Below are 18,882 nucleotides of genomic sequence, written 5' to 3' on the forward strand. Positions count from 1 at the left end.
GTGGTTTCGGAGAATATCGCCCACAAAACTGGCAAAAGTAACCCAGCAGAAAAATTTAGACTTTAATTAACGAATCAGGTTGACTGTCTACTAGTCAATTTGATATGTTCGCTAGCGAACATTTCCTGCTGTTGGAAATCTATTAATAAATCATGTTTGTCAGTCCGTACCAGCAGCTGCTCAAAGTATCAACCGAATAAGCTTGTGGCTCAGCGACGCAGCAAACGCCGACCAATCAGTGCGCCGGCAGCGGCGGCACCCGCCAACATCGCAATCGATGGTGCAGGCATGGCACGCGCCATGTTCACCGCGATGTCTGCGGTGCGCGGTGCCACCAGCTCGAGCCTTCGCTTCATCATTTTGGTGCCCAGTTCACCGAGCTGATCCTGCAGCAGCCGCTCGGCTTCGGGAAGAATCAGGGTTTCTTCGTCGGCCACATGGTGAATCACGTCACGCATCAACTCCATGAAGGTGTCGTCATATCGGGCATCTCCAGGCTCCATGTTGCGCAGCAAAGCTATCAGCCGCTTCATTTCTGCATGCTCGGGAAGCACTTTCTTGATGGCCTCGTTGTCGCTGACTTCACGAACTGCAGGATAGAAAATTTCTTCCTCCAGTTGTGCATGCACTTCCAGCGCCAGGCAGACGGTGTTGACCAGCCCCCGCTTGACCTGTGGTTTGCTGCTGATCCTGTATTGATGGAAGGTGGCCATCGTGTGGGTGTGGTCCAGCCGAATCATGTTGGTGGCATTGGGCATGAAGGCACTGGCGATTGAGTTCATGGGGCATCCTTAGTAGGTAATATTGAATCCATGCATTTAAGAATTGCAGACAGCAAAAGGTGCATCTGCCAGTGGCCGTTATGCTCCGCCGATGCCGACAATCACCTTGCCGCTGCCTTTGCATGACGGACAGGCCGCGTCGCCCAAGCGGCCTGAACCACCGCATGCGCGGCAGATTCCCTCGCCAGTCCCGGACATTCCTTCAGGCGCTTCGTCGCCCGGATTCACAGCGTCGGAAGGCAAGGAAACCGTGGCTCCGAACAGTTTGGGCGGCAAACTGCCAGATGTATCCAGCGAGGCACCCGGGTCTTCCTCACCTGCCACCGACTGGCTGTCGAGGTTGCCATTGGTTGCAGGGCCCGAAACTTGAGTCTTGCCGTCGGTGCTGGATGGTGGATGTTTTTCAGTCATGCGTATCCCCTGTTGCTGCTGCGATTTTCTCGAAAGCCATCAGGACAGGTATCAACTCCTGCCTGAACAACTACAAGATAGACGCTCTAGCGGGGCAATGCAGCCAACAAGCTTCGCGCTTTGGCGTAAGACAGTTCGTACAGCCTTGGCACCGTGTGGGACAAGCCGGCGAAATGCGCGCCAAGGCAAGACAGTCGGGCACCTTGTGTATTGCCGAATATCGCCATCAGCACCGCTAACCGCCTAACCGCCTAACCGCCTAACGCGAACCGAACTTGACGGGACGGGGAAGTTTTTTCTGCTTGATCAAACGGCTGGTTTCAATCTTGTCTTTTTTCACCTGACGCTCGGCATCCAGCAGTTGTCCCGCGGCTGTCCAGCGGGCAAACTCCTCGGGCGTTTCCAGCGTCACGCGGCCCAGCGTGGCGGCGCGAAATTCATAAATCACGATTTCGGCGGCTTTTTGCAGGTTGATGCGGCCCTTGGTCAAGACCGCGCCGCGCTTGCGGCCAATTTCTTCCAGCACCTGTTCGTCGGTAATACCGGGTTCCAGGTCGAGCCGGTAGCGCGATGCCAGCATGTCGGGGTAGTTGGGAATCAGGTAGTCGAGCAGTTCGAGCGCAACCTCTTCCTCTTCAAACGCATTGCGGCCAATCGCGCCGCTGGCGGCCAGGTTGTAGCCGCTCTTGGCAACGATGATGCGCGGCCACAGCATGCCCGGCGTGTCCCACAGGTAAAACCCATCGGCCAGCACCAGGCGCTGCTCGACTTTGGTGATGCCGGCCTCGTCGCCAGTCTTGGTGGCGCGCTTGCCGGTCAGCGTGTTGATCAGCGTCGATTTGCCGACGTTGGGAATGCCGCAGATCAGCACGCGCATCGGCTTGACCATGCTGCCCCGCGTTGGCGCCAGCGCATGGCACGCTTCAATCAGCGCCTTGGCCGGCGTGCTCATGCTGGCATCCAGGCCAATGGCGCGGGTGCCTGGCTGGCTGTTGTAGTGCGCCAGCCAGAGCGCGGTGCGCGCCGGGTCGGCCAGGTCCTGTTTGTTCAGCACCTTGAGCGCCGGCTTGGCGCCGGTCAGTTCGGCCAGCATCGGATTGGCGCTGGAGCCGGGCAGGCGGGCGTCGAGCAGCTCGATCACCACATCAATTTCCTTGATGCGCTCTGCAATAGCTTTTTTGGTCAGGTGCATGTGACCGGGAAACCACTGGATGGCCATCGGGATGTTTCTTTCTTGGGTTGCGGGTGCAGGCCAGGCTGCGTGATTGCAGCCAAGGCGGCGGCAGGCATTTCACTATCAGCCGCCTGGCACCGAATGCCGAATTGTCACCTGTTCAGACGCCGATCGGTGCGGCGGCCTGGCCAGGCCGGACGAATAGGGGAAAATCCACCTCATGCCTTTACCCAATGCCCCCACCCGCCGCCCGAACAACTCCAACACCCGCCAGGCTGACAAAAAGGCCAACAACGACCTGCTGATCAAGGGCGTGCTGTGCACGCTGATCGGGCTGGGCGTGCTGGTGTCACCCCACTACATCACCTCACCCGGCATGCAGGGCATCGTCGCCCAGGCTTCGCTGGTCGGCTGGTTTGCGCTGGTGCTGGGCTGGGCCTTCCTGGGGCTGTATGCCAAGCGGCGCCTGTCGGCGCAAAGCAAGCCCTGAACGCTTGCAGCCAAGCCATGACGTCGTTTGATGACCTGCTGCGCCTGCCTGCCAGCCCCGGGGACTGGCACAGGCTGTTCAGCGCACTGCAGCAGCGCGCCCATGATTCAGGTATACGCCTGCGCCCTGCGCCGGCTGAACCCACGAGTTGCTGCGGGCGCGGCTGCAACGGCTGTGTATGGGAGGGCTTTTACAGCGCAGCAGCCTATTGGCGGCAACAGGCCTTGCTTCAATTGCAAGGCGTGTAAACATCCCTCGGTTCAGCCGTGCACCGCCTCCGGCACCCGAACTTCCAGGTGCTCGGGCGACACATACTGCTGCCGGTAGTCCTCGAACAGCATGCTGTCGCCCGACTCAATCGCCTTTTGCGCCTCGACGGATTGACGGCTCATGTCAAGCGAGCGGGCCAGTTGCTCGTCGGTCAGCGGCAGGCTTTGCAGCGCGGTCTGGGTTTTCAGCGACTGGGCCTTGATGAACTGAACGAAGGAGTTGTCAAAATCCTTCGCCATGGCGGCCAGCACCCGGGCCGACGGCAGCGTGTCGGCATCTGCCAGGCCGATGCTGGCAGCGGCCAGCGCATCGCGGTATTGCGTGCCGCCATGCTCGGCATCGAGCGCCGCGGCAATCGGCGCGCACCCGGCCAGAATTTCCGCGCCCCATGCCACCAGCGCGACTTCGCCGCCGGACCGCTGGAGCTGCACGCCGGGTTCGCGGCCACGCGCTGCGGTCTGGTGCTGGTTGTATTTGATCTCGGCAATTTCGGCAGGCGTGTCGGACGGACTGTCGGACAGCAGGCAATGCAACAGAAATACGTCGATGAAACGCATGGTCTGCGCGTTGATGCCCACCGGCTCGAACGGGTCCAGGTCCATCAGGCGCACTTCGATGTACTCGACGCCACGTTCACGCAGCGCATGCAGCGGCCGCTCGCCAGGATGAATCACGCGCTTGGGACGAATCGTGCCGTAGAACTCGTTTTCAATCTGCAGCAGCGTGGTGTCCAGCTGGTTGTAGTCGCCGCCGGGGTTGCGGATACCGACGGCTTCGTAGGCCGGATAGGGCCGGGTCAGGGCGTCCTGCAGCGAAGCAGCGTAGCCCTCCAGGCTGTTGTAGCTGACCGCCAGTGAGGCCTGCGCATCGCTCTGGTAGCCGAGCCGGCCCATGCGCAGCGAAGTGCCATGCGGCATGTACATGGTCGTGTCGGTCAATTTGTGCAGCTCATGCTGGCGGCCGGCGACAAAGGTCGAACATACCGCAGGCGAGGCGCCGAACAGGTAAAGCAGCAAAAAGGCATGGCGGCGGAAATTGCGGATCAGCGAAAAGTACTGCTCGTTGCTGACACCGGGCAGCGACCAGTTGTAGTGAATGCCCGAAATGGTCTGCATGCGCCGGCCATAGCGGTGGCCCAGTCCCACGCGGTACACGCTCTTGGCGCGGCCGACGTTGGACGAGCCGAAGCGGGCAATCGGAATGGTTTCATCCGTCGGCAGGCCGCAGGGCATGCTCGACACCCAGAGCATTTCGTCGCCGTTTTCCTTCAGCGCCTGGTAGGTGAACTGGTGAAGCTGCGTGAGCTGGTCCAGCGCGGCTTCGGGGCTGGCGTGGGCGCTGGTGACCAGCTCGACCTGCGACTCGCTGAAATCGGTGGTGATGCTGGGATGCGTCAGTGCCGAGCCAAGGGCAGCCGGATGCGGCGTCAGCGCCAGCGCGCCACTGGGCCGGGCCCGCAGGCTTTCCTTTTCAATGCCCCGGCGTATGCCCTGGAGCTGCTGGGGAGTCAACGCCTTCAGGCGTGATTGCAAAATTGCGTCGGCATGGGCCTGCAATGGGGTCATACAGTGTTCTCTCGGATTCTTGGGATTGGCGTGGAAGTTATCACACACCGATGCTTTGCGCTGTCGCAGGTTGTTTGCCTGTACTGTCAGCAGGCGGGAGGGGTAAGTCGCCAGCAAAATGCTGAAAATCAAGCCAGCATGGGCCTGGAAAAACTTGCAGTTTGCATGCCGTTCAAAAGCAATGCCACGGCACAGGCACGGCCTGAAGGGACAAAAAAAGCATGTGCACCCGCCAGGATCGGCGGCAAGTGCTTTGTCCAGCCCTTCATCGTGCTATTTTTTCAATAGCTGACTGTGCACGTCCACCATGCGCAAACGGCTTATTTAATTGATAAATCCGGCTCAAGCCAGCACGCGCAGCAGCCACTGCTGCAGGTCGGCCACTTCCTGCGGGCAAACCGAATGTTCCATCGGGTATTCGTGCCATTCGACCGGGTAGCCCAGCGCGGTCAGCGCATCGTGCGTGGCCACGGCGCGTGGCAGTGCGACCACGCCGTCGCGCGAGCCATGGGCCAGGAAGATCGGCACGTCCTTGTTGGCGGCGCTGCCTTCAGCGGTGGTTTTTTCGGCCAGCGGCAAATAGCCTGACAGGCCAGCAATACCCGCCAGCCGTTCGGTGTGGCGCAAACCGACCATCAATGCCATGGCGCAACCTTGTGAAAAACCTGCGACGACGATGCGATGGGCCGGAATGCCGCGCGCTTTTTCATTGGCAATAATGGCTTCGATGGCGGCTTGGGTCTGGCGCATACCGGCTTCGTCCTGGCGGCTGACGAGGTCGGCGCCCAGAATGTCGTACCAGGCGGGCATGGTGTAGCCGCCATTGATGGTCACCGGCATGTGCGGTGCGCTGGGAAACAAAAAACGGACCGCCCCGATGCTGGACAAATCGAGTTGCTCGGCAATCGGCACGAAGTCGCGTCCGTCGGCACCCAGGCCGTGCAGGATAAGAATGGTGGCGACGGGGTCTTCGCCGCTCTGGGCTTCAATGATCTGAAGAGACATGCGTTGGCCAATAAAAAGGAGAAAGAAAAAAAATAAAAGTCCGGCAAAGCACAGCTTTCCGGACCGCATCAAGGAACAGATTTTAATGTGCCTTGAGAGACCTTAGCCGACGGCCCAGCTCCGCTTGCGTGTTGAGCGCGTCGTACCACAGCAGGTAGCCGGCATCGCTCGGGTGCAGGCCGTCGCGGGCATTGAGTTCACCGGGCCGCTGCGCAAACGGGTCTTCAGCCTTGCTCTTGTACATGTTCACATAAATGGCGCCGTGGTCTGCGGCGGACTGGCGCACCAGACCATGCAGCGTCCGGGAGCGCTTGGCCATCAGCCACGACAGTGGCGGCATGAAAAAAGGTGCATTGCCGACATTCCCGGGCGGCATGAGGACCACCAACGGCGCGCGGGCTGCGGCCAATTGGGCGACTCTGGCAATGTTCTGCGCCAGCGCCTCTTCACCCGTCAGGCGAATCACGTCGTTGCCGCCGCCCATCACCAGAACCGCGTCAAAGCGCTCGTCGCCTTGTAGTTGGCGAACAATGTCAGCAAAGCGCGCACCATCCTGGGCGCGGTTGACAATGCGCAGACCAGGATGGTCCCGCGCGATCAGGCCTGCCACGCTGCTGGCCGCAGAAGACGCGCCGGTGCCGACCGCCGTGCTGTCACCGGCGATCAGCAAGCTGGCGGTGGCGCCGGTCGGCGACGCTTGGAGCGGCTCGCTCTGGCGCGCCAGTTCAACGGATTGTTTGATACGCCATGCGGCATGCCCGGCAGTGGCCGCAACAACCAGCGCAGCGAACGTCCACAACGCAGCAGGCAGACGGCGCGTCGAGAAAAACCGTGAAGTCATGGCAGGCAGCTTGGTTGGATCGAATCGATGTTCATCGGTTCAACGGTTCAACGGTTGAGCCAGGTAATGCTCAATTGCAGCACCGTGGCAAACCCGACCCACAGCAGGTAGGGAATGTTCACCAGCGCCACCCAGCGTGCCCTCCCCCAGATCACCCGCATGGCCCAGACCAGAGTGCCCAGCACCAGCACGATGTCGATGCTGGCCAGCAGGTTGTTGCGCAGGCCGAACTGGATTGGCGTGTAGGCGGCATTGAACAGCAGGTTCAGGATGAAGGGCAGCAACACGGCAAAAGGCAGGCGGCGTTTGATCGTCTGAAACAGCACAAACCCGAAACTGATGGCGATGACAACATACAGCACGGACCAGACCGGGCCGAACACCCAGGCGGGCGGTGCAAAAAAGGGTTTGACAAGTTGCGCGTACCAAGCAGCGCTGCTGGTGTTGTCCATATTGAAACGTGTCTGAAGTGGGAATGCGTTGTTTTAACACCGCGCCTGTCGCGCTCCTATTGTGGCCGCCGGATGACCGGGTAGGACGCAAGCGCGAGTTGCAGCCGCTTGAATCTGTTTGGTCATCTGTTGCGTACTTTTCAGCAAGGTTTGCGGCATGATGTGATGATTGCATTTGCGGGGCCTTAATGAAAAGTGTCACCATGAAAAACAGCCAGGCTTTTTCGTCTATTTTTCTTGCCCGCCTGACAGGCTGGCTGGCCGCAGCCCTCATGCTTTTGGCGCCATTGCCATCGTGGGCGCTGTCTGCGGCGGATGCGCAAGGCGTGCGCGCCGTGGTTACGGCACAACTGGAGGCGCTGGCCCGGGACGACGCCGCCACAGCGTTTTCGTTTGCGGCGCCGAATGTGCGTGCATCCGTCGGCACGGCCAGCCGTTTCATGGACATGGTGCGCAGCAGCTACCCGGCCATCTACCGCCCTGCCTCCACGGCGTTCCTCCAGCCTGAAGAGCACCACGGCCAGGTGATCCAGCGGGTGCAACTGATGGATGAAGACGGCAAGGCCTGGCTTGCGCTTTACAGCGTTCAGCGGCAAAAAGACAAGTCCTGGCGCATCACCGGTTGCCAGGTGATTCCGAACAAGGGACGCATGGCTTGAACGGACACATCCTGACAGCTATTGTTTCAATAGCTGTCAGCGCTTGTGGATAAAGCGGAAACGCTGGTTTTGGCATAAAAGCGTCCGTGCTTCTTACCCCTTCACCCACCCGCCCCTTTGTCCGCCAGCCCCAGCCTTCGGGCCAGCCGGACCAGGTTGGCGCGGTGCAGGCCCAGTTCGCGTGCGGCTGACGCCCAGTTGTGGCCATGGCGCTCCAGGCTGGCTTGTATGCACAGGCGCTGGTGCGCCTCGGTTGAAGTGCGCAAATCAACGGGCACCGCAGTGCTGGCGGCAGGCGCATCGACAGCCGCCAGCACTGCTGCCGCCCCGCTTTCAGGCGTCAGTGAAAAGTCAAAATGCCGTGCGCTCAGGCTCACGATGCGCGGCCGTGGCGACTGGCCGGCCAGAGCTTTCAGCGCGCTGCGGCTCACCAGGTGTTCAAGTTCGCGCACATTGCCCGGCCAGTCGTGCGCCAGCAGCGCAGCGCGCGCGCTGGCGTCAAGCCTCAAACTGCCGAGCCCCAGGCGTGAACGGTTCTGCTCCAGAAAGTTGCCGGCCAATAACAGCACGTCATGGCCACGCGCTCTCAGCGGCGGCACCATCAGGGGATAAACGCTGAGCCGATGGTAAAAATCAGCGCGAAAACGTCCGGCGCGCACCTCGGCGGCCAGGTCGCGGTTGGTGGCGGCAATCACGCGCACATCGACCTGGTGTTCACGGTCCGAGCCCAGTCGCTGCAGCTGCCCGCCCTGCAGCACGCGCAGCAGCTTGGCCTGCACCGCCAGCGGCAACTCGCCCACTTCGTCCAGAAACAGCGTGCCGCCATCGGCCAGCTCGAACTTGCCGCGCCGATCGGCCACCGCACCTGAAAATGCTCCGCGCACATGGCCGAACAGTTCGCTTTCAACCAGCGTCTCGGGCAGGGCCGCGCAATTGAGGCTGATCAGCGGGCGTGCGGCGCGCGGTGACGCAGCATGCAGCGCCTGCGCCACCAGTTCCTTGCCGACGCCGGTTTCGCCAGTGAGCAGCACCGTCAGCGCGCTGTTGCCGGCAATGGCGATTTCCTCCAGCAGCCGCAGGTGCGCCTGGCTTTGGCCTATGAGCGTGGGTCGTGCACCTTTCTCGGCCATCAGCGCGCCAAAGATGTCGGCGCGCCGGCGCTCGTCCTCGGCCCGCAGCGCCAGGCCCTCGATGCGCTGCACGACGCTGACCGTCGCGGCTGCCAGGCTGGCAAAGGCCTGCAGGTCTTGCAAATTGACCTGGGACAAGCGCTCGCTGGCCAGCGCATCAAGCGTCAGCAGACCCCAGGGCTTTTCGCCGACCTGCACCGGGCAGCCCATGCAGTCATGCACCTCCAGCTGGCCGTGAAAGCCTTCGACCAGGCCGTCATACGGGTCGGGCAGCGTGCTGTCGGCGGCAATGCGCAGCGGCCCGCCAGCCGCCAGCAACAAGCCAAAGCGCGGATGCTCGTCGATTTTGAAGCGCCGGCCCAGCGTGTCGCGGCTCAGGCCATTGACCGCCAGCGGCCGCAGCCAGACGCCCTCCAGCCGCAGCAGCGCCACCGCGTCGCAGGGCAGCAAGGCGCGCATGGCTTCGAGCAAACGGCGGTAGCGCTCGCTGTCCGGCAGTTCACGCGACAGGTCATCGACCAGGGGCACCAGAACATGCAGCATCGGGTTGGCGATCAAATTGACTCCTTAAAGCATCATTTTGACTACTTTTCATCCATGTCATTTTGACTCTTTTTTAGTCAAAAATCGCGCAAGTGCTTGATCCATATGAATTGCCAGGCGGGCACGACTCTTGAGTAACCAGGTTATCGGCTGTTTGCCCCGCTTCGCAGCGTGCGAGGCGGCAACTGCCCACAACGGAGAATTCATGCTGACCCCAGAACAACGCGCCATCGTCAAGTCCACTGTCCCGCTGCTGGAGACTAGCGGCGAAGCGCTGACCACCCATTTTTACCGGATCCTGCTGGCCGAGCACCCCGAGGTGCGGCCGTTTTTCAACCAGGCGCACCAGGCCAATGGCGACCAGCCGCGTGCGCTGGCCAACGGTGTGCTGATGTATGCGCGCAACATTGACCGGCTGGAGCAGCTTGGTGGACTGGTTAACCAGATCATCCAGAAGCATGTCTCGCTGCAGATCGAACCGGCGCATTACCCGGTAGTGGGCAGCTGCCTGCTGCGCGCCATCCGCGAGGTCTTGGGGGCCGAGATTGCCACCGACGCCGTGATTGCTGCCTGGGCGGCGGCCTACCAGCAACTGGCCGACATCCTGATCGGCGCTGAAGAAAAGATTTACGCCGAAGTGGCGGCAGCCCCGGGCGGCTGGCGCGGCACGCGCCCATTTCGCGTGGTGCGCAAGGAGGCGGAAAGCGCCGAGATCACCTCCTTCTACCTAGAGCCACAAGACGGCGGCGCGCTGGTCAGCTTCCAGCCCGGCCAGTTCATCGGGCTGCGACTGGTGGTGAACGGCCAGGAAATACGCCGGAATTACTCGCTGTCGGCCGCGCCGAACGGCAGCGACTACCGCATCAGCGTGAAGCGCGAGCCGGGCGGCGTGGCGTCAGGCTACCTGCACGATCAGCTGCATGAAGGCGATGTGCTGGAGCTGGCACCACCCGCTGGCGAATTCGTGCTGGCAGACAGCGACAAGCCGCTGGTGCTGATCAGCGGCGGCGTCGGCATCACGCCCACGCTGGCGATGCTGGATGCCGCCTTGCTGGGAACGCGGCCAGTGCACTTCATCCACTTTGCGCGCAACCGATCGGCGCATGCGTTTCGCGCGGCCATCGAGGCGCGCCAAGCCCGGCATGCGCAGCTCAAGCGCTTTTATGTCTATGACGAGCATGCAGGCGAAGCGCAGGCACCGCACGCCATCGGCCTGCGCAGCAGCGCGCAACTGGCCGAATGGCTGCCGGCTTCACGCGATGTGGACGCCTACTTTTTGGGGCCCAAGCCCTTCATGCGTCGTGTGAAGAAGCAGCTGCGCGAGCTGGGCGTGCCTGAATCGCAAACCCGTTTCGAGTTTTTCGGCCCCGCCAGCGCGCTGGAATAAAACCGGGCAGATTTTCCATGCACTATGAATTCAATAGCTGCTTGCGCCCGCCCTGCGTGCGCAAAAGGCCGATTTGGTTAGAAAATCAAACAACCGGGCTCATCAGATGACCCCGGTTGGCGTCTTCAATACGTGCCGATGTAGTCCTTCTTGCCCACTTCCACGCCGTTGTGGCGCAGGATGGCATAGGCCGTGGTGGTGTGGAAAAAGAAATGCGGCAGGCCGTAGTTGAAGATGTACGACTCGCCGGTGAAGCGCTTTTCCTTGGGCGTGCCGGCCTGCGTGACGATCTCGCGTGTGGCGGCTTCGGCGAATAGTGACGCATCGAGTCCTTCAATAAACGCCAGTACGGTGGCAATTCGCGCCTGCAAGTCGGCAAAGGTCTGCTCGTCGTCGGCCAGCTTGGGCACTTCCACGCCAGCCAGCCGGGCCGAGACGCTCTTGGCAAAATCGCTGGCCACCTGAACCTGGCGCAGCAACGCAAACATGTCGGGGTAAAGCCGCGCCTGCAGCAAGGCGTTGGGGTCGATTTTTTTCGCAGCCGCATGGGCTTCGGCCTTGCTCAGGACGCCGCTGAGGCCACCCAGCATCTGTTTGAAAACGGGAATCGAAGCAGTGTAAATCGGGCTGGTCATGGGCTCTTTCATCAGGGAATGTCAACGGAACCGCAGTTTGCCATGCCTGGCAAACTGCAAGACCCGGCATTCTCGCTGCCATCAACGCTTGGCGCTGCTTTTGAAATAATCGCCACACGCGGGCAGGCCGGTTTCACCGGCATGTAAAACCCGGCCGCTGCGGCCATTCGGCCCTGGCCCACCCTGTCAGAAGCCCTGCATGCCACGACTGGCTTGGTGTCTAACCGCGCAGGTAGCGCTCCAGAATCGCCAGCTCGCTTGTTGTCGGTACACCTTTGCCGGTGATGACCGCATAAATATTGCCGCTGAAACCCTCTTGTGGGTAGTAATCCTTGAATCCCCAGCCAAGCAGCATCTGGTTGAAATGACCTGGTGCAAACGTGGCCTTGCCGCTGTCCACCAGCGCCGAATTGACGCGCAACGACTGGTCTTCGGGCGCACAGGTGAAGGTCAGTACCGACAGCTTGTTGGGTGCCAGCTTGTCGGGGCTGGTCAGTTCTGCCTTCCGGCCTTTGGCATCTTCCCACCGGACCACCGGCTGGCCGTTCGAAAACGCCAGTTCACAGGCGTGGCTGGCTTCAGTCTGGGACGCCTGGAAAACCAGGCCGCTGCTGTCTTTTGCGGCGATACCAACGGCGGCAATGGCAAAGTAGCGGTCTTCAATGTTGTAGGGGACGCGATTGACGGGGTTGGGCCGTATGTCAGCTTCAGGCACCGCCTTCTTGCACCAGAAGCCCGAAGTTTCGGCCTGGTGGCCCGAACTTTTCCGGCCATTGGCCACGCGCAGCACCGGCAGCGACATGCGCCCCATGGCAGGGGTTTCGGTGTTGGTCCAGTTGAGCATTTCCATCGGATTGCCCGGGCTTGAGCCATAGCCCGAGTCGGACACGGCGCGCACCACCTGGCCGCTGCCTGACGGCGCACCCAGCATGTAGTCGGTGTAGGCGTCGGCCATGTCCCATTTGCAGGCGCCATAGCGGGCGATGATGGCCATGGCCGCGTCTTCCAGACTGGTGGATGCGTGGGCCACCGGATCGTTCAGCGAGAACACCTTGCGCGGCGGCGGCACCGGCACAGCTGGCGAGCCGATGCTGGTGTAACTCAGCACGGCCACCTGATTGTCAGCCGGCGTGTAGCTGAAGGAGTCCTGCCCGTTCGGACCCGCCGGGATCGTCAGTTCTTCCTTGCTGAGCTTGCCGCGTCCTTTGACCGCCACCGTCAGGCGCACGGGCCGGGCCAGGTTGCCCCGCGCATACACCGTGATGGTGGTGGGCGTGCCCGCGCGCGCATGGCCCGGGCCGTCGTCGAACAGCATGGCCTGCGCAATGCCTGCCGAAGCTTTCATGACGCCAGAGACCAGCGGCTCCAGCGTTTTGTTCTGGTGCCAGCCCGCCACATGATTCAAGGCATTGCTGCGTATCGGCCAGTGGTTGCCGGCCATCCAGCTGTACACCTCGACGCCGTTTTGCAATGCCAGATCGACCGTGTTCCTGAAGCTTTCAGCCCAGCGCGGGTCGTCAATGGGCATGCCGACTTCGCCCAGCGCAAGCTGGACCTTTTTGGCCTTGGCCCAGTCCAGAGCCGACCGGATGCGGTCACGTCCGGTGCTGCGACTGATCGGCTCGGCCTGGGCACTGCCGAATTTCCGGGGCGTCGATTCAATGTCCCAGTCGAAGGCATGGCCGGTGCTGCGCCGGTCCAGATAGGCATGCACTTCATAAATCAGTCCTTCTCCCCTCAACGGATAGCCAGGATTTTTCGTCGCCAGACTGCCTGCGCTGCTCCACTCGTTGCCCCCCACATAAATGGGCGTTTCCTTGTCGATGGCGCGGATGGCATCAATGGCCGCCTGCATGAACACCGGCAGGATCATCAGGTCGTCGCGGCCCCTTTTGCTCTCGACAATACTGTCGCGCTCGGGCATCTCGTGGGGCTCGTTCATCAGGCCGTAGCCGCCCAGGCCGGGATGGTTTTTCCACAGCGTCGCCGCGCGGCGCCAGACATCGGCAAACAGGGCCGGTGTGAGGGTGGCGCCTTTTTCCAGCGCAAAAATCCGCCGCTGAATCTGCGACCGGTCGGTGGTGTAGGGCCTGAGCAGGGGATCCGGAGCAGCCTTCAGGCCGATAACCGCGCCATCGGGCTGGTAGATGAAGTCCGTGTAGCGGGCGTAGTTGTGCAGGTCAATGATGCAGCGCGTGCCTGAGGCCGCATGGGCATCGAGCAAGCCGGTGATGTAGGACGCATAGCCGGCATGAAAGGCACCGGGCTCGCCGATCAGCGACCGGGCAGCGGCATTTGCCACAGTCCCGGGAAGCATCGGCTGCAGCAGTTCCCACTGGATGGGCAGGCGGTTTTTGGTAAATCCGCAGGCGGCCAGGTAGGCCACATCCGATTTTCGCGGGACGGTGAAATGAATGTTGGGGGAGGAACTGAGGCCGTGGCGCAGGCCGGGTGCAGCCCATTCGAGGCCGGAAAGGTTGGTACCCAGGGCCACCGGAGTGACCGCGGGCGCTTTTGCCTCGGACGGTCCGGCCGCCAGCGCTGGCTGCCCGCCCCACAGTCCAAAGGCCGCCATGGCAGCGGCAGCCTGTGAAAATTCTCGCCTGTGCATTGATGTTTTCTCCGTGGAAATCGGTGATGGGCTGTTTTGATCTTGGCTGGACGGCAGGGACAATTCCAGCGTTTAATGGACATGGCCCTGTCTTTTAAAAGAACACCGGCGCCTCGTCAATCAGCGTCCGGCCTATTGACACATCCGTGAACCCAAGGTTCACGGTAGAACCTTTTCATAAATCGACAGCTGCAATGCCTCACCCGGACCGCCGAAATCCGGCAACAACGTCTGCCCCGCCTGGCAGTTGCCTTGCCGGAACCACGCAGGCCGGTTCAGTGCGTTGGGATTGGATCAAGCTGGCTGGCTTGGCTTTGCTGCCGCACCACGCCGGCCAGCCAGGCATCAATCAGCGCCAGGTCATTCACCGTCTTGAGTTGCTGATACGCGGTTTCGGCTTCAGGAAAACGCCGGCGCAAAAAATTCAGCCATTGCTTGAGCCGGCCGGCGCGTGCCTTGGCGTCTAGCCGGGCGCAGACAACAAGCCAGAATTCGGCCAGCAAAGGCAGCAGTTCAGGCCAGGCGATTCCCGCTGCCGTCCGGGTTGCCCCGCTTGCCCCGGTTGCCGGGCCATTCATCGACGCCTTGATCGCCAGCCCGAGCCCCGGGTCGGTCACCGCGCCACGGCCCAGCATCAGCGATTCGCAGCCCGACGCCTGGCGGCAGAGCCGCGCATCCTCGACCGTCCAGATTTCGCCGTTGGCCACCACCGGAATGCGCACGGCGGCGCGAATGTCGGCAATGCGTTCCCAGTAGGCGGGCGGACGGTAGGCTTGTGCCTTGGTGCGCGCATGCACCACCAGCTCGTCGGCCCCGCTGCCGGCAATCGCCAGCGCACACTCCACAGCGCGCGAATCGTCGTTGAAGCCCAGCCGCATCTTGGCCGACACCGGCATGTGGCGTGGCACGGCACGGCGCACAGCGGCGACGATGGCGGCGATGGTGTCGGGCTCGTCAAGCAGCGCCGCGCCGCCGCCATGGCGATTCACGATTTTTGCCGGACAGCCAAAATTCAGGTCGATGCCTGCCGGCCCCAATTCGGCCAGCCGCCCGGCGTTTTCAGCCAGGCACACCGGGTCTGACCCCAGCAGCTGGGCGCGCACCGGCACGCCGGCCAGCGTGCGCCCGCCGTTGTGCAGTTCGGGAACGATGCGGGTGAACACCCGCTCGGGCAGCAGCTGGTCGGTGATGCGGATGAATTCGGACACGCAGCGGTCAATGCCGCCGACACGCGTCAAAATGTCGCGCAGCACGAAGTCGAGCAGCCCTTCCATGGGCGCCAGAAGGATCATCGGGGCCGGGGCCGATGGCTTGACAGGTCGCCCCACAGTCAAAAAATCATCACTGTTCATAAGTCATTCCCGCGCAGGCGGGAGAGCCGGCAAGGCGCTGGTTTAAACCGCGCCCAAGCGCCAGAGAGACGTCACTTCGGCAGCGCGGGCCTTGTGCAGCGGGTTGCTGGTGTCGGCCGCCTTGGGGTGCTCGGGCTTGGCGTCGATACGGCCCAGCACCTTCAGGCCGCTGGCCTTGATGGCGGCGAGCAATTCGGCGCGGGTGCGCAAACCCAGCTGCTCGGCAAAATTGGACAGGATCAGCCAGCCTTCGCCGCCGGGCGCCAGGTGAGCCGGAAGTCCCTTGAGGAAACCCAGCAGCATGCGGCTGCCTTCGTCGTACACCGCGCCTTCGAGCGGTGAACCGGGGCGGGCCGGCAGCCACGGCGGGTTGCAGACAATGACCGACGCCAGCCCCTCAGGGTACAAGTCAGCCTCCATGACCTTGACCGGGTTGGGCAGGCGCAGCCGGTAGATGTTTTCCCGGGCGCAGACCAGCGCGCGCGGGTCAAGGTCGGTGGCCACGACCTGGTCTACTTCCGGACGCAGCGCCAGCACGGCCGACAGCACACCGGTGCCGGTGCCAATGTCGAAGGCCACAAATTTCGAAGCTGGACTGGCGGGCAAAGGGGCATTTGCCACCAGATCCACATATTCGCCGCGCACCGGCGAAAACACGCCGTAGTGCGGGTGAATGCGGTTGTTCGGCGCCTTGCCCAGGGCCGCAATTTCAACGCCCTTCTTGCGCCACTCATGCGCGCTGATCACGCCCATCAGTTCGCGCAGCGACGCCACGCTGGGCAAAGCATCTTGGGCGGGCGCACCCCAGGCTTCGGCACACGCCTGTTTGGCGTCGGGCGCACGGCGCAGGTCAACGCCATAGTCGGCGCCAAACTCGATCAGCACCATGCCGAGCACCCGCGCGCGCTGCGATTGCGCCTGGCGGTGCAGGTGAAACTCCTGGCCGGCCGGAACGCCAGAAACAGCGTTGTCGGCATCTTTTTTCAGCTTGACGCGGGCCAGCTTGGAGGCCTTTGGCGGCTTGTCGATGCGCCGGGCCAGCGCCTGCACCATCTGCCGGGCGTTCTGGAAGTCGCCGCGCCAGAGCAGGCCGGTGCCTTCGCAGGCCAGCCGGTAGGCGGTGTCGGCGGCCATGGTGTCGTCGGCCTCGACGATCCGCCGGGGCGGCAATGCGCCACGCTCGGAACGCCACAGCGCCGAATGCGCCACACCCGCTTCTTTCCATTCAATAAGGGTCGAGGCCGGGGTGGCCGATTCAGTAAGTGCGGTGGAGGTCACGGAAAAGAAGGTAGGCATGGGCAAGGCAGTCAGAAAGGTCAGAAAGAAAGACCCCGTGTTTTAACAGATGGCCGACGCTTTCCCGGCAAAAAACCCTGCTGCCTACGTTTCTTGATAAAAATAAGGCTGTAGCGCATGCTGCACGGGCGCAAGCAGCTATGAATACAGTAGCTAGCGAAATGGACGGCTGAGAAAGCGCGAACCCGCCATGCCGAATCGCCAGGGCTGGTCAACGGCTTTCGATATGCCAATGCGCGGCCCGGACACCACCTGCGCTTGCAGCCCCGGCGCGGCGGGGAGCAACTCAAACGGCGGCTGGCCAAGACGCAAGCCGTTGAAACTGCGGTCTATCCCCAGTGCCTGCCCCAGCCGGCCAGGACCGGCGCAGAGCAGCCGGACATCGTCCAGACCGCGCCGCTCGCGCATGCGCTCCAGCCCCTCGGTGGGCTCGATCGCGCGCAGCAGCACCCCTGCGCCGTGTCCGGCTTGGCGGCAGACAAGGTTCATGCACCAGTGAATGCCGTATGAGCGGTACACGTAGATGCGCGCCGGAGGGCCGAACATGGCCGCGTTGCGTTCGCTCGGGCCGCTGAAGCTGTGCGACGCCGGGTCGTCGCGGTCATAGGCTTCGGTTTCGACAATCACACCGCCCACGCCATCGACCAGCAGCAGCATGCCGATCAGCTGGCGCGCCACGGTGCTGGAGGCGGCCAGAAAGTCGATGCCGGCAACGCTGGAGGATGAATTAAAGACCATGGGTGAATTTCCAAGGCAATCCCTGAAAAAAAAGCAGAACACGGCAAGAACGCACGGCATCAGCCAACAGGGAGTGCCCTCAAGATGCAAAAGCCATGCCCTAGGATTTGTCTTTCAACCCATCGGAATTACCGGGGACAAAGGCCAAAGGACTCCTACGCACAGCTTGAAATGGCGACTACAGCCCGGAACGGCTCTCGAGGTTTAAGGTTTGGACTTACTCAAGGGAAACGACAACATGCCAAAATTCAATGCCTCGCCCCCCAATGGCGACAGCCGCAAAATGCTGGAGCAGCGCTCCCGCGAAGCCACCCGCCCAGCGGCGCCAGAGCAAAAAGGCGGCTGGCCATTTTCAGCCAACAAGCAAATTTTTGCTGTTCGCACAGATCGCCCGTCGGCAGTTCCTTCGCACGAAGAAAAACCTTCAGATTAACGCCACACGAGTCTGCATGGGTGGGCTTCTGGAAAGTCAGGTGGGCGGCAGTGTCCGAACGCGGAAAAAAGTCCTCTGAATTTCAATGCGCTTTTGACTTCAGGCGTTTGAACACGGTGACACCCAACAGCACAATGGCTCCGGCCACGATTCCCACGATGGCATCGATGACAAATGTTGCCAGGGTGCCCAGCACTGCCCCGATGCCATCGACATCACTGGCCCACTGGGTGGCGATGTCAACAGGATGATGAAGAAAGGTAAAACCGTGGCTCAGGATACCGCCACCGACCAGAAACATCGCGGCAGTTCCGGCAACCGAAAGAAACTTCATCAGCCACGGCGCCGTAAACAGGATGACGCGTCCCAAGCCGTGCTGAAAACCGGTCCACGCCCCGTCGCCGGGAAGCTGGCTCAGGTACAGCCCAGCATCGTCAAGCTTGACAATACCGGCCACCAGACCATAGACCCCGGCGGTCATGACCACGGCAATACCGCTCAACACCACCAACTGGGTGGTGAAAGGGCTGCCTTGTACCGTGCCGAGCGTGATGGCGATGATTTCCGCCGACAAGATAAAGTCTGTTCGAATCGCACCCTTGATCTTGTCTTTTTCGACTTCACACAAGTCCACCGCTGGATCAGCCAGTGCATTCACCCGCTTTTCATGCTCGGCCGCCTGCTCGGCAGCGCTGTGCATGAACTTATGCGCCAGTTTTTCAAACCCTTCATAGCAAAGGAAAGCGCCGCCGACCATCAGCAGCGGCGTCACCAGCCACGGCGCAAATGCACTGATCGCCAGCGCTGCTGGCACCAGGATCGCCTTGTTGATGAAAGAGCCTCTGGCAACCGCCCAGACCACCGGCAGTTCGCGCTCTGCCTTGACGCCTGAAACCTGCTGCGCATTCAGGGCCAAATCGTCGCCCAGCACGCCGGCGGTTTTTTTGGCTGCGACCTTGGACAGCAAAGCCACGTCGTCCAGCACGCTGGCAATGTCATCAATCAGGGCAAGAAGGCTGGTGGCCATGGGTTTTCAGGGCATGTGGTGGCATGCCGGGGTTAAGAAGCAAAAACAAAAAAAATCGGAAAACTCCAGCGTACCGAATTT

19 protein-coding genes are annotated in these 18,882 nt (G+C 61.9%); 5 read left to right on the forward strand and 14 right to left on the reverse strand.

Annotated features, from left to right (window positions below; genetic code table 11):
* Positions 1 to 209: 209 nt before the first annotated feature.
* The 3 genes from IWX87_RS06360 to ylqF all read right to left on the reverse strand — a co-directional run bounded on the left by IWX87_RS06360 (position 210) and on the right by ylqF (position 2,412).
* Entirely contained in the window at positions 210 to 782 is a 573-nt protein-coding gene (locus IWX87_RS06360; RefSeq protein ID WP_196862690.1) for a hemerythrin domain-containing protein, read from the reverse strand.
* 78 nt (positions 783 to 860) lie between these two features.
* Positions 861 to 1,193 (reverse strand): hypothetical protein, encoded by a 333-nt coding sequence (locus IWX87_RS06365; RefSeq protein ID WP_196862933.1) that lies wholly within the window; start codon positions 1,191 to 1,193, stop codon positions 861 to 863.
* Between the two features lie 259 nt (positions 1,194 to 1,452).
* Positions 1,453 to 2,412 carry a ribosome biogenesis GTPase YlqF gene (ylqF, locus tag IWX87_RS06370; protein WP_196862691.1) on the reverse strand — a complete coding sequence of 320 codons (960 nt, stop codon included), beginning with the start codon at positions 2,410 to 2,412 and terminating at the stop codon, positions 1,453 to 1,455.
* 175 nt (positions 2,413 to 2,587) lie between these two features.
* On the opposite strand from ylqF, the gene IWX87_RS06375 reads away from it, so the two are divergent.
* Positions 2,588 to 2,857: a hypothetical protein gene (locus tag IWX87_RS06375; protein ID WP_196862692.1), complete on the forward strand. Its 270-nt coding sequence runs from the start codon at positions 2,588 to 2,590 to the stop codon at positions 2,855 to 2,857.
* Between the two features lie 17 nt (positions 2,858 to 2,874).
* Positions 2,875 to 3,105, forward strand: a complete 231-nt coding sequence (locus IWX87_RS06380; protein WP_196862693.1) for an oxidoreductase-like domain-containing protein — start codon at positions 2,875 to 2,877, stop codon at positions 3,103 to 3,105.
* 12 nt (positions 3,106 to 3,117) lie between these two features.
* On the opposite strand, the gene gshA is transcribed toward IWX87_RS06380, so the two are convergent.
* The gene (gshA, locus tag IWX87_RS06385) at positions 3,118 to 4,692 is read right to left on the reverse strand and encodes a glutamate--cysteine ligase (protein ID WP_196862694.1); all 1,575 of its coding nucleotides are present in this window, start codon (positions 4,690 to 4,692) and stop codon (positions 3,118 to 3,120) included.
* Here gshA and IWX87_RS06390 point away from each other — a divergent pair.
* Positions 4,672 to 4,980, forward strand: coding sequence for a hypothetical protein (locus IWX87_RS06390; protein WP_196862695.1), 309 nt, complete (start codon positions 4,672 to 4,674; stop codon positions 4,978 to 4,980). The genes gshA and IWX87_RS06390 overlap by 21 nt on opposite strands.
* Positions 4,981 to 5,034: 54 nt before the next feature.
* Here IWX87_RS06390 and IWX87_RS06395 read toward each other — a convergent pair whose 3' ends face one another.
* The 3 genes from IWX87_RS06395 to IWX87_RS06405 form a co-directional block, all read right to left on the reverse strand.
* Complete coding sequence (locus IWX87_RS06395) at positions 5,035 to 5,697, reverse strand: alpha/beta hydrolase (protein ID WP_196862696.1); 663 nt, start codon at positions 5,695 to 5,697, stop codon at positions 5,035 to 5,037.
* Positions 5,698 to 5,779: 82 nt separating this feature from the next.
* Positions 5,780 to 6,538, reverse strand: a complete 759-nt coding sequence (locus IWX87_RS06400) for a GDSL-type esterase/lipase family protein (protein ID WP_196862697.1) — start codon at positions 6,536 to 6,538, stop codon at positions 5,780 to 5,782.
* Between the two features lie 47 nt (positions 6,539 to 6,585).
* Positions 6,586 to 6,990 carry a TspO/MBR family protein gene (locus IWX87_RS06405; RefSeq protein WP_196862698.1) on the reverse strand — a complete coding sequence of 135 codons (405 nt, stop codon included), beginning with the start codon at positions 6,988 to 6,990 and terminating at the stop codon, positions 6,586 to 6,588.
* Between the two features lie 203 nt (positions 6,991 to 7,193).
* Between IWX87_RS06405 and IWX87_RS06410 the strand changes: the two genes are divergently transcribed.
* Positions 7,194 to 7,649: a DUF4864 domain-containing protein gene (locus IWX87_RS06410; protein WP_196862699.1), complete on the forward strand. Its 456-nt coding sequence runs from the start codon at positions 7,194 to 7,196 to the stop codon at positions 7,647 to 7,649.
* Between the two features lie 101 nt (positions 7,650 to 7,750).
* On the opposite strand, the gene norR is transcribed toward IWX87_RS06410, so the two are convergent.
* Positions 7,751 to 9,337, reverse strand: a complete 1,587-nt coding sequence (gene norR / locus IWX87_RS06415) for a nitric oxide reductase transcriptional regulator NorR (protein ID WP_196862700.1) — start codon at positions 9,335 to 9,337, stop codon at positions 7,751 to 7,753.
* Positions 9,338 to 9,527: 190 nt separating this feature from the next.
* Between norR and hmpA the strand changes: the two genes are divergently transcribed.
* Positions 9,528 to 10,709 carry an NO-inducible flavohemoprotein gene (hmpA, locus tag IWX87_RS06420; RefSeq protein WP_196862701.1) on the forward strand — a complete coding sequence of 394 codons (1,182 nt, stop codon included), beginning with the start codon at positions 9,528 to 9,530 and terminating at the stop codon, positions 10,707 to 10,709.
* A gap of 125 nt (positions 10,710 to 10,834) precedes the next feature.
* On the opposite strand, the gene IWX87_RS06425 is transcribed toward hmpA, so the two are convergent.
* The 6 genes from IWX87_RS06425 to IWX87_RS06450 form a co-directional block, all read right to left on the reverse strand.
* On the reverse strand, positions 10,835 to 11,344 hold the full coding sequence (locus tag IWX87_RS06425) for a DUF1993 family protein (protein WP_196862702.1): 510 nt from the start codon (positions 11,342 to 11,344) through the stop codon (positions 10,835 to 10,837).
* Between the two features lie 220 nt (positions 11,345 to 11,564).
* A complete protein-coding gene (locus tag IWX87_RS06430) occupies positions 11,565 to 13,955 on the reverse strand; it encodes a glycoside hydrolase family 5 protein (protein ID WP_196862703.1) in 2,391 nt (796 codons plus the stop codon).
* Between the two features lie 275 nt (positions 13,956 to 14,230).
* Positions 14,231 to 15,247, reverse strand: coding sequence for a tRNA-dihydrouridine synthase (locus IWX87_RS06435; protein ID WP_196862915.1), 1,017 nt, complete (start codon positions 15,245 to 15,247; stop codon positions 14,231 to 14,233).
* Positions 15,248 to 15,349: 102 nt separating this feature from the next.
* A complete protein-coding gene (locus IWX87_RS06440) occupies positions 15,350 to 16,603 on the reverse strand; it encodes a class I SAM-dependent methyltransferase (RefSeq protein WP_231374642.1) in 1,254 nt (417 codons plus the stop codon).
* A gap of 153 nt (positions 16,604 to 16,756) precedes the next feature.
* On the reverse strand, positions 16,757 to 17,341 hold the full coding sequence (locus tag IWX87_RS06445) for a DNA-3-methyladenine glycosylase (protein WP_196862704.1): 585 nt from the start codon (positions 17,339 to 17,341) through the stop codon (positions 16,757 to 16,759).
* Positions 17,342 to 17,856: 515 nt separating this feature from the next.
* A complete protein-coding gene (locus IWX87_RS06450) occupies positions 17,857 to 18,801 on the reverse strand; it encodes a DUF808 domain-containing protein (RefSeq protein WP_196862705.1) in 945 nt (314 codons plus the stop codon).
* Positions 18,802 to 18,882: the final 81 nt, after the last annotated feature.

The organism is Polaromonas sp. CG_9.7, from assembly GCF_015752205.1.
In the GTDB taxonomy this organism is placed as follows: domain Bacteria; phylum Pseudomonadota; class Gammaproteobacteria; order Burkholderiales; family Burkholderiaceae_C; genus Polaromonas.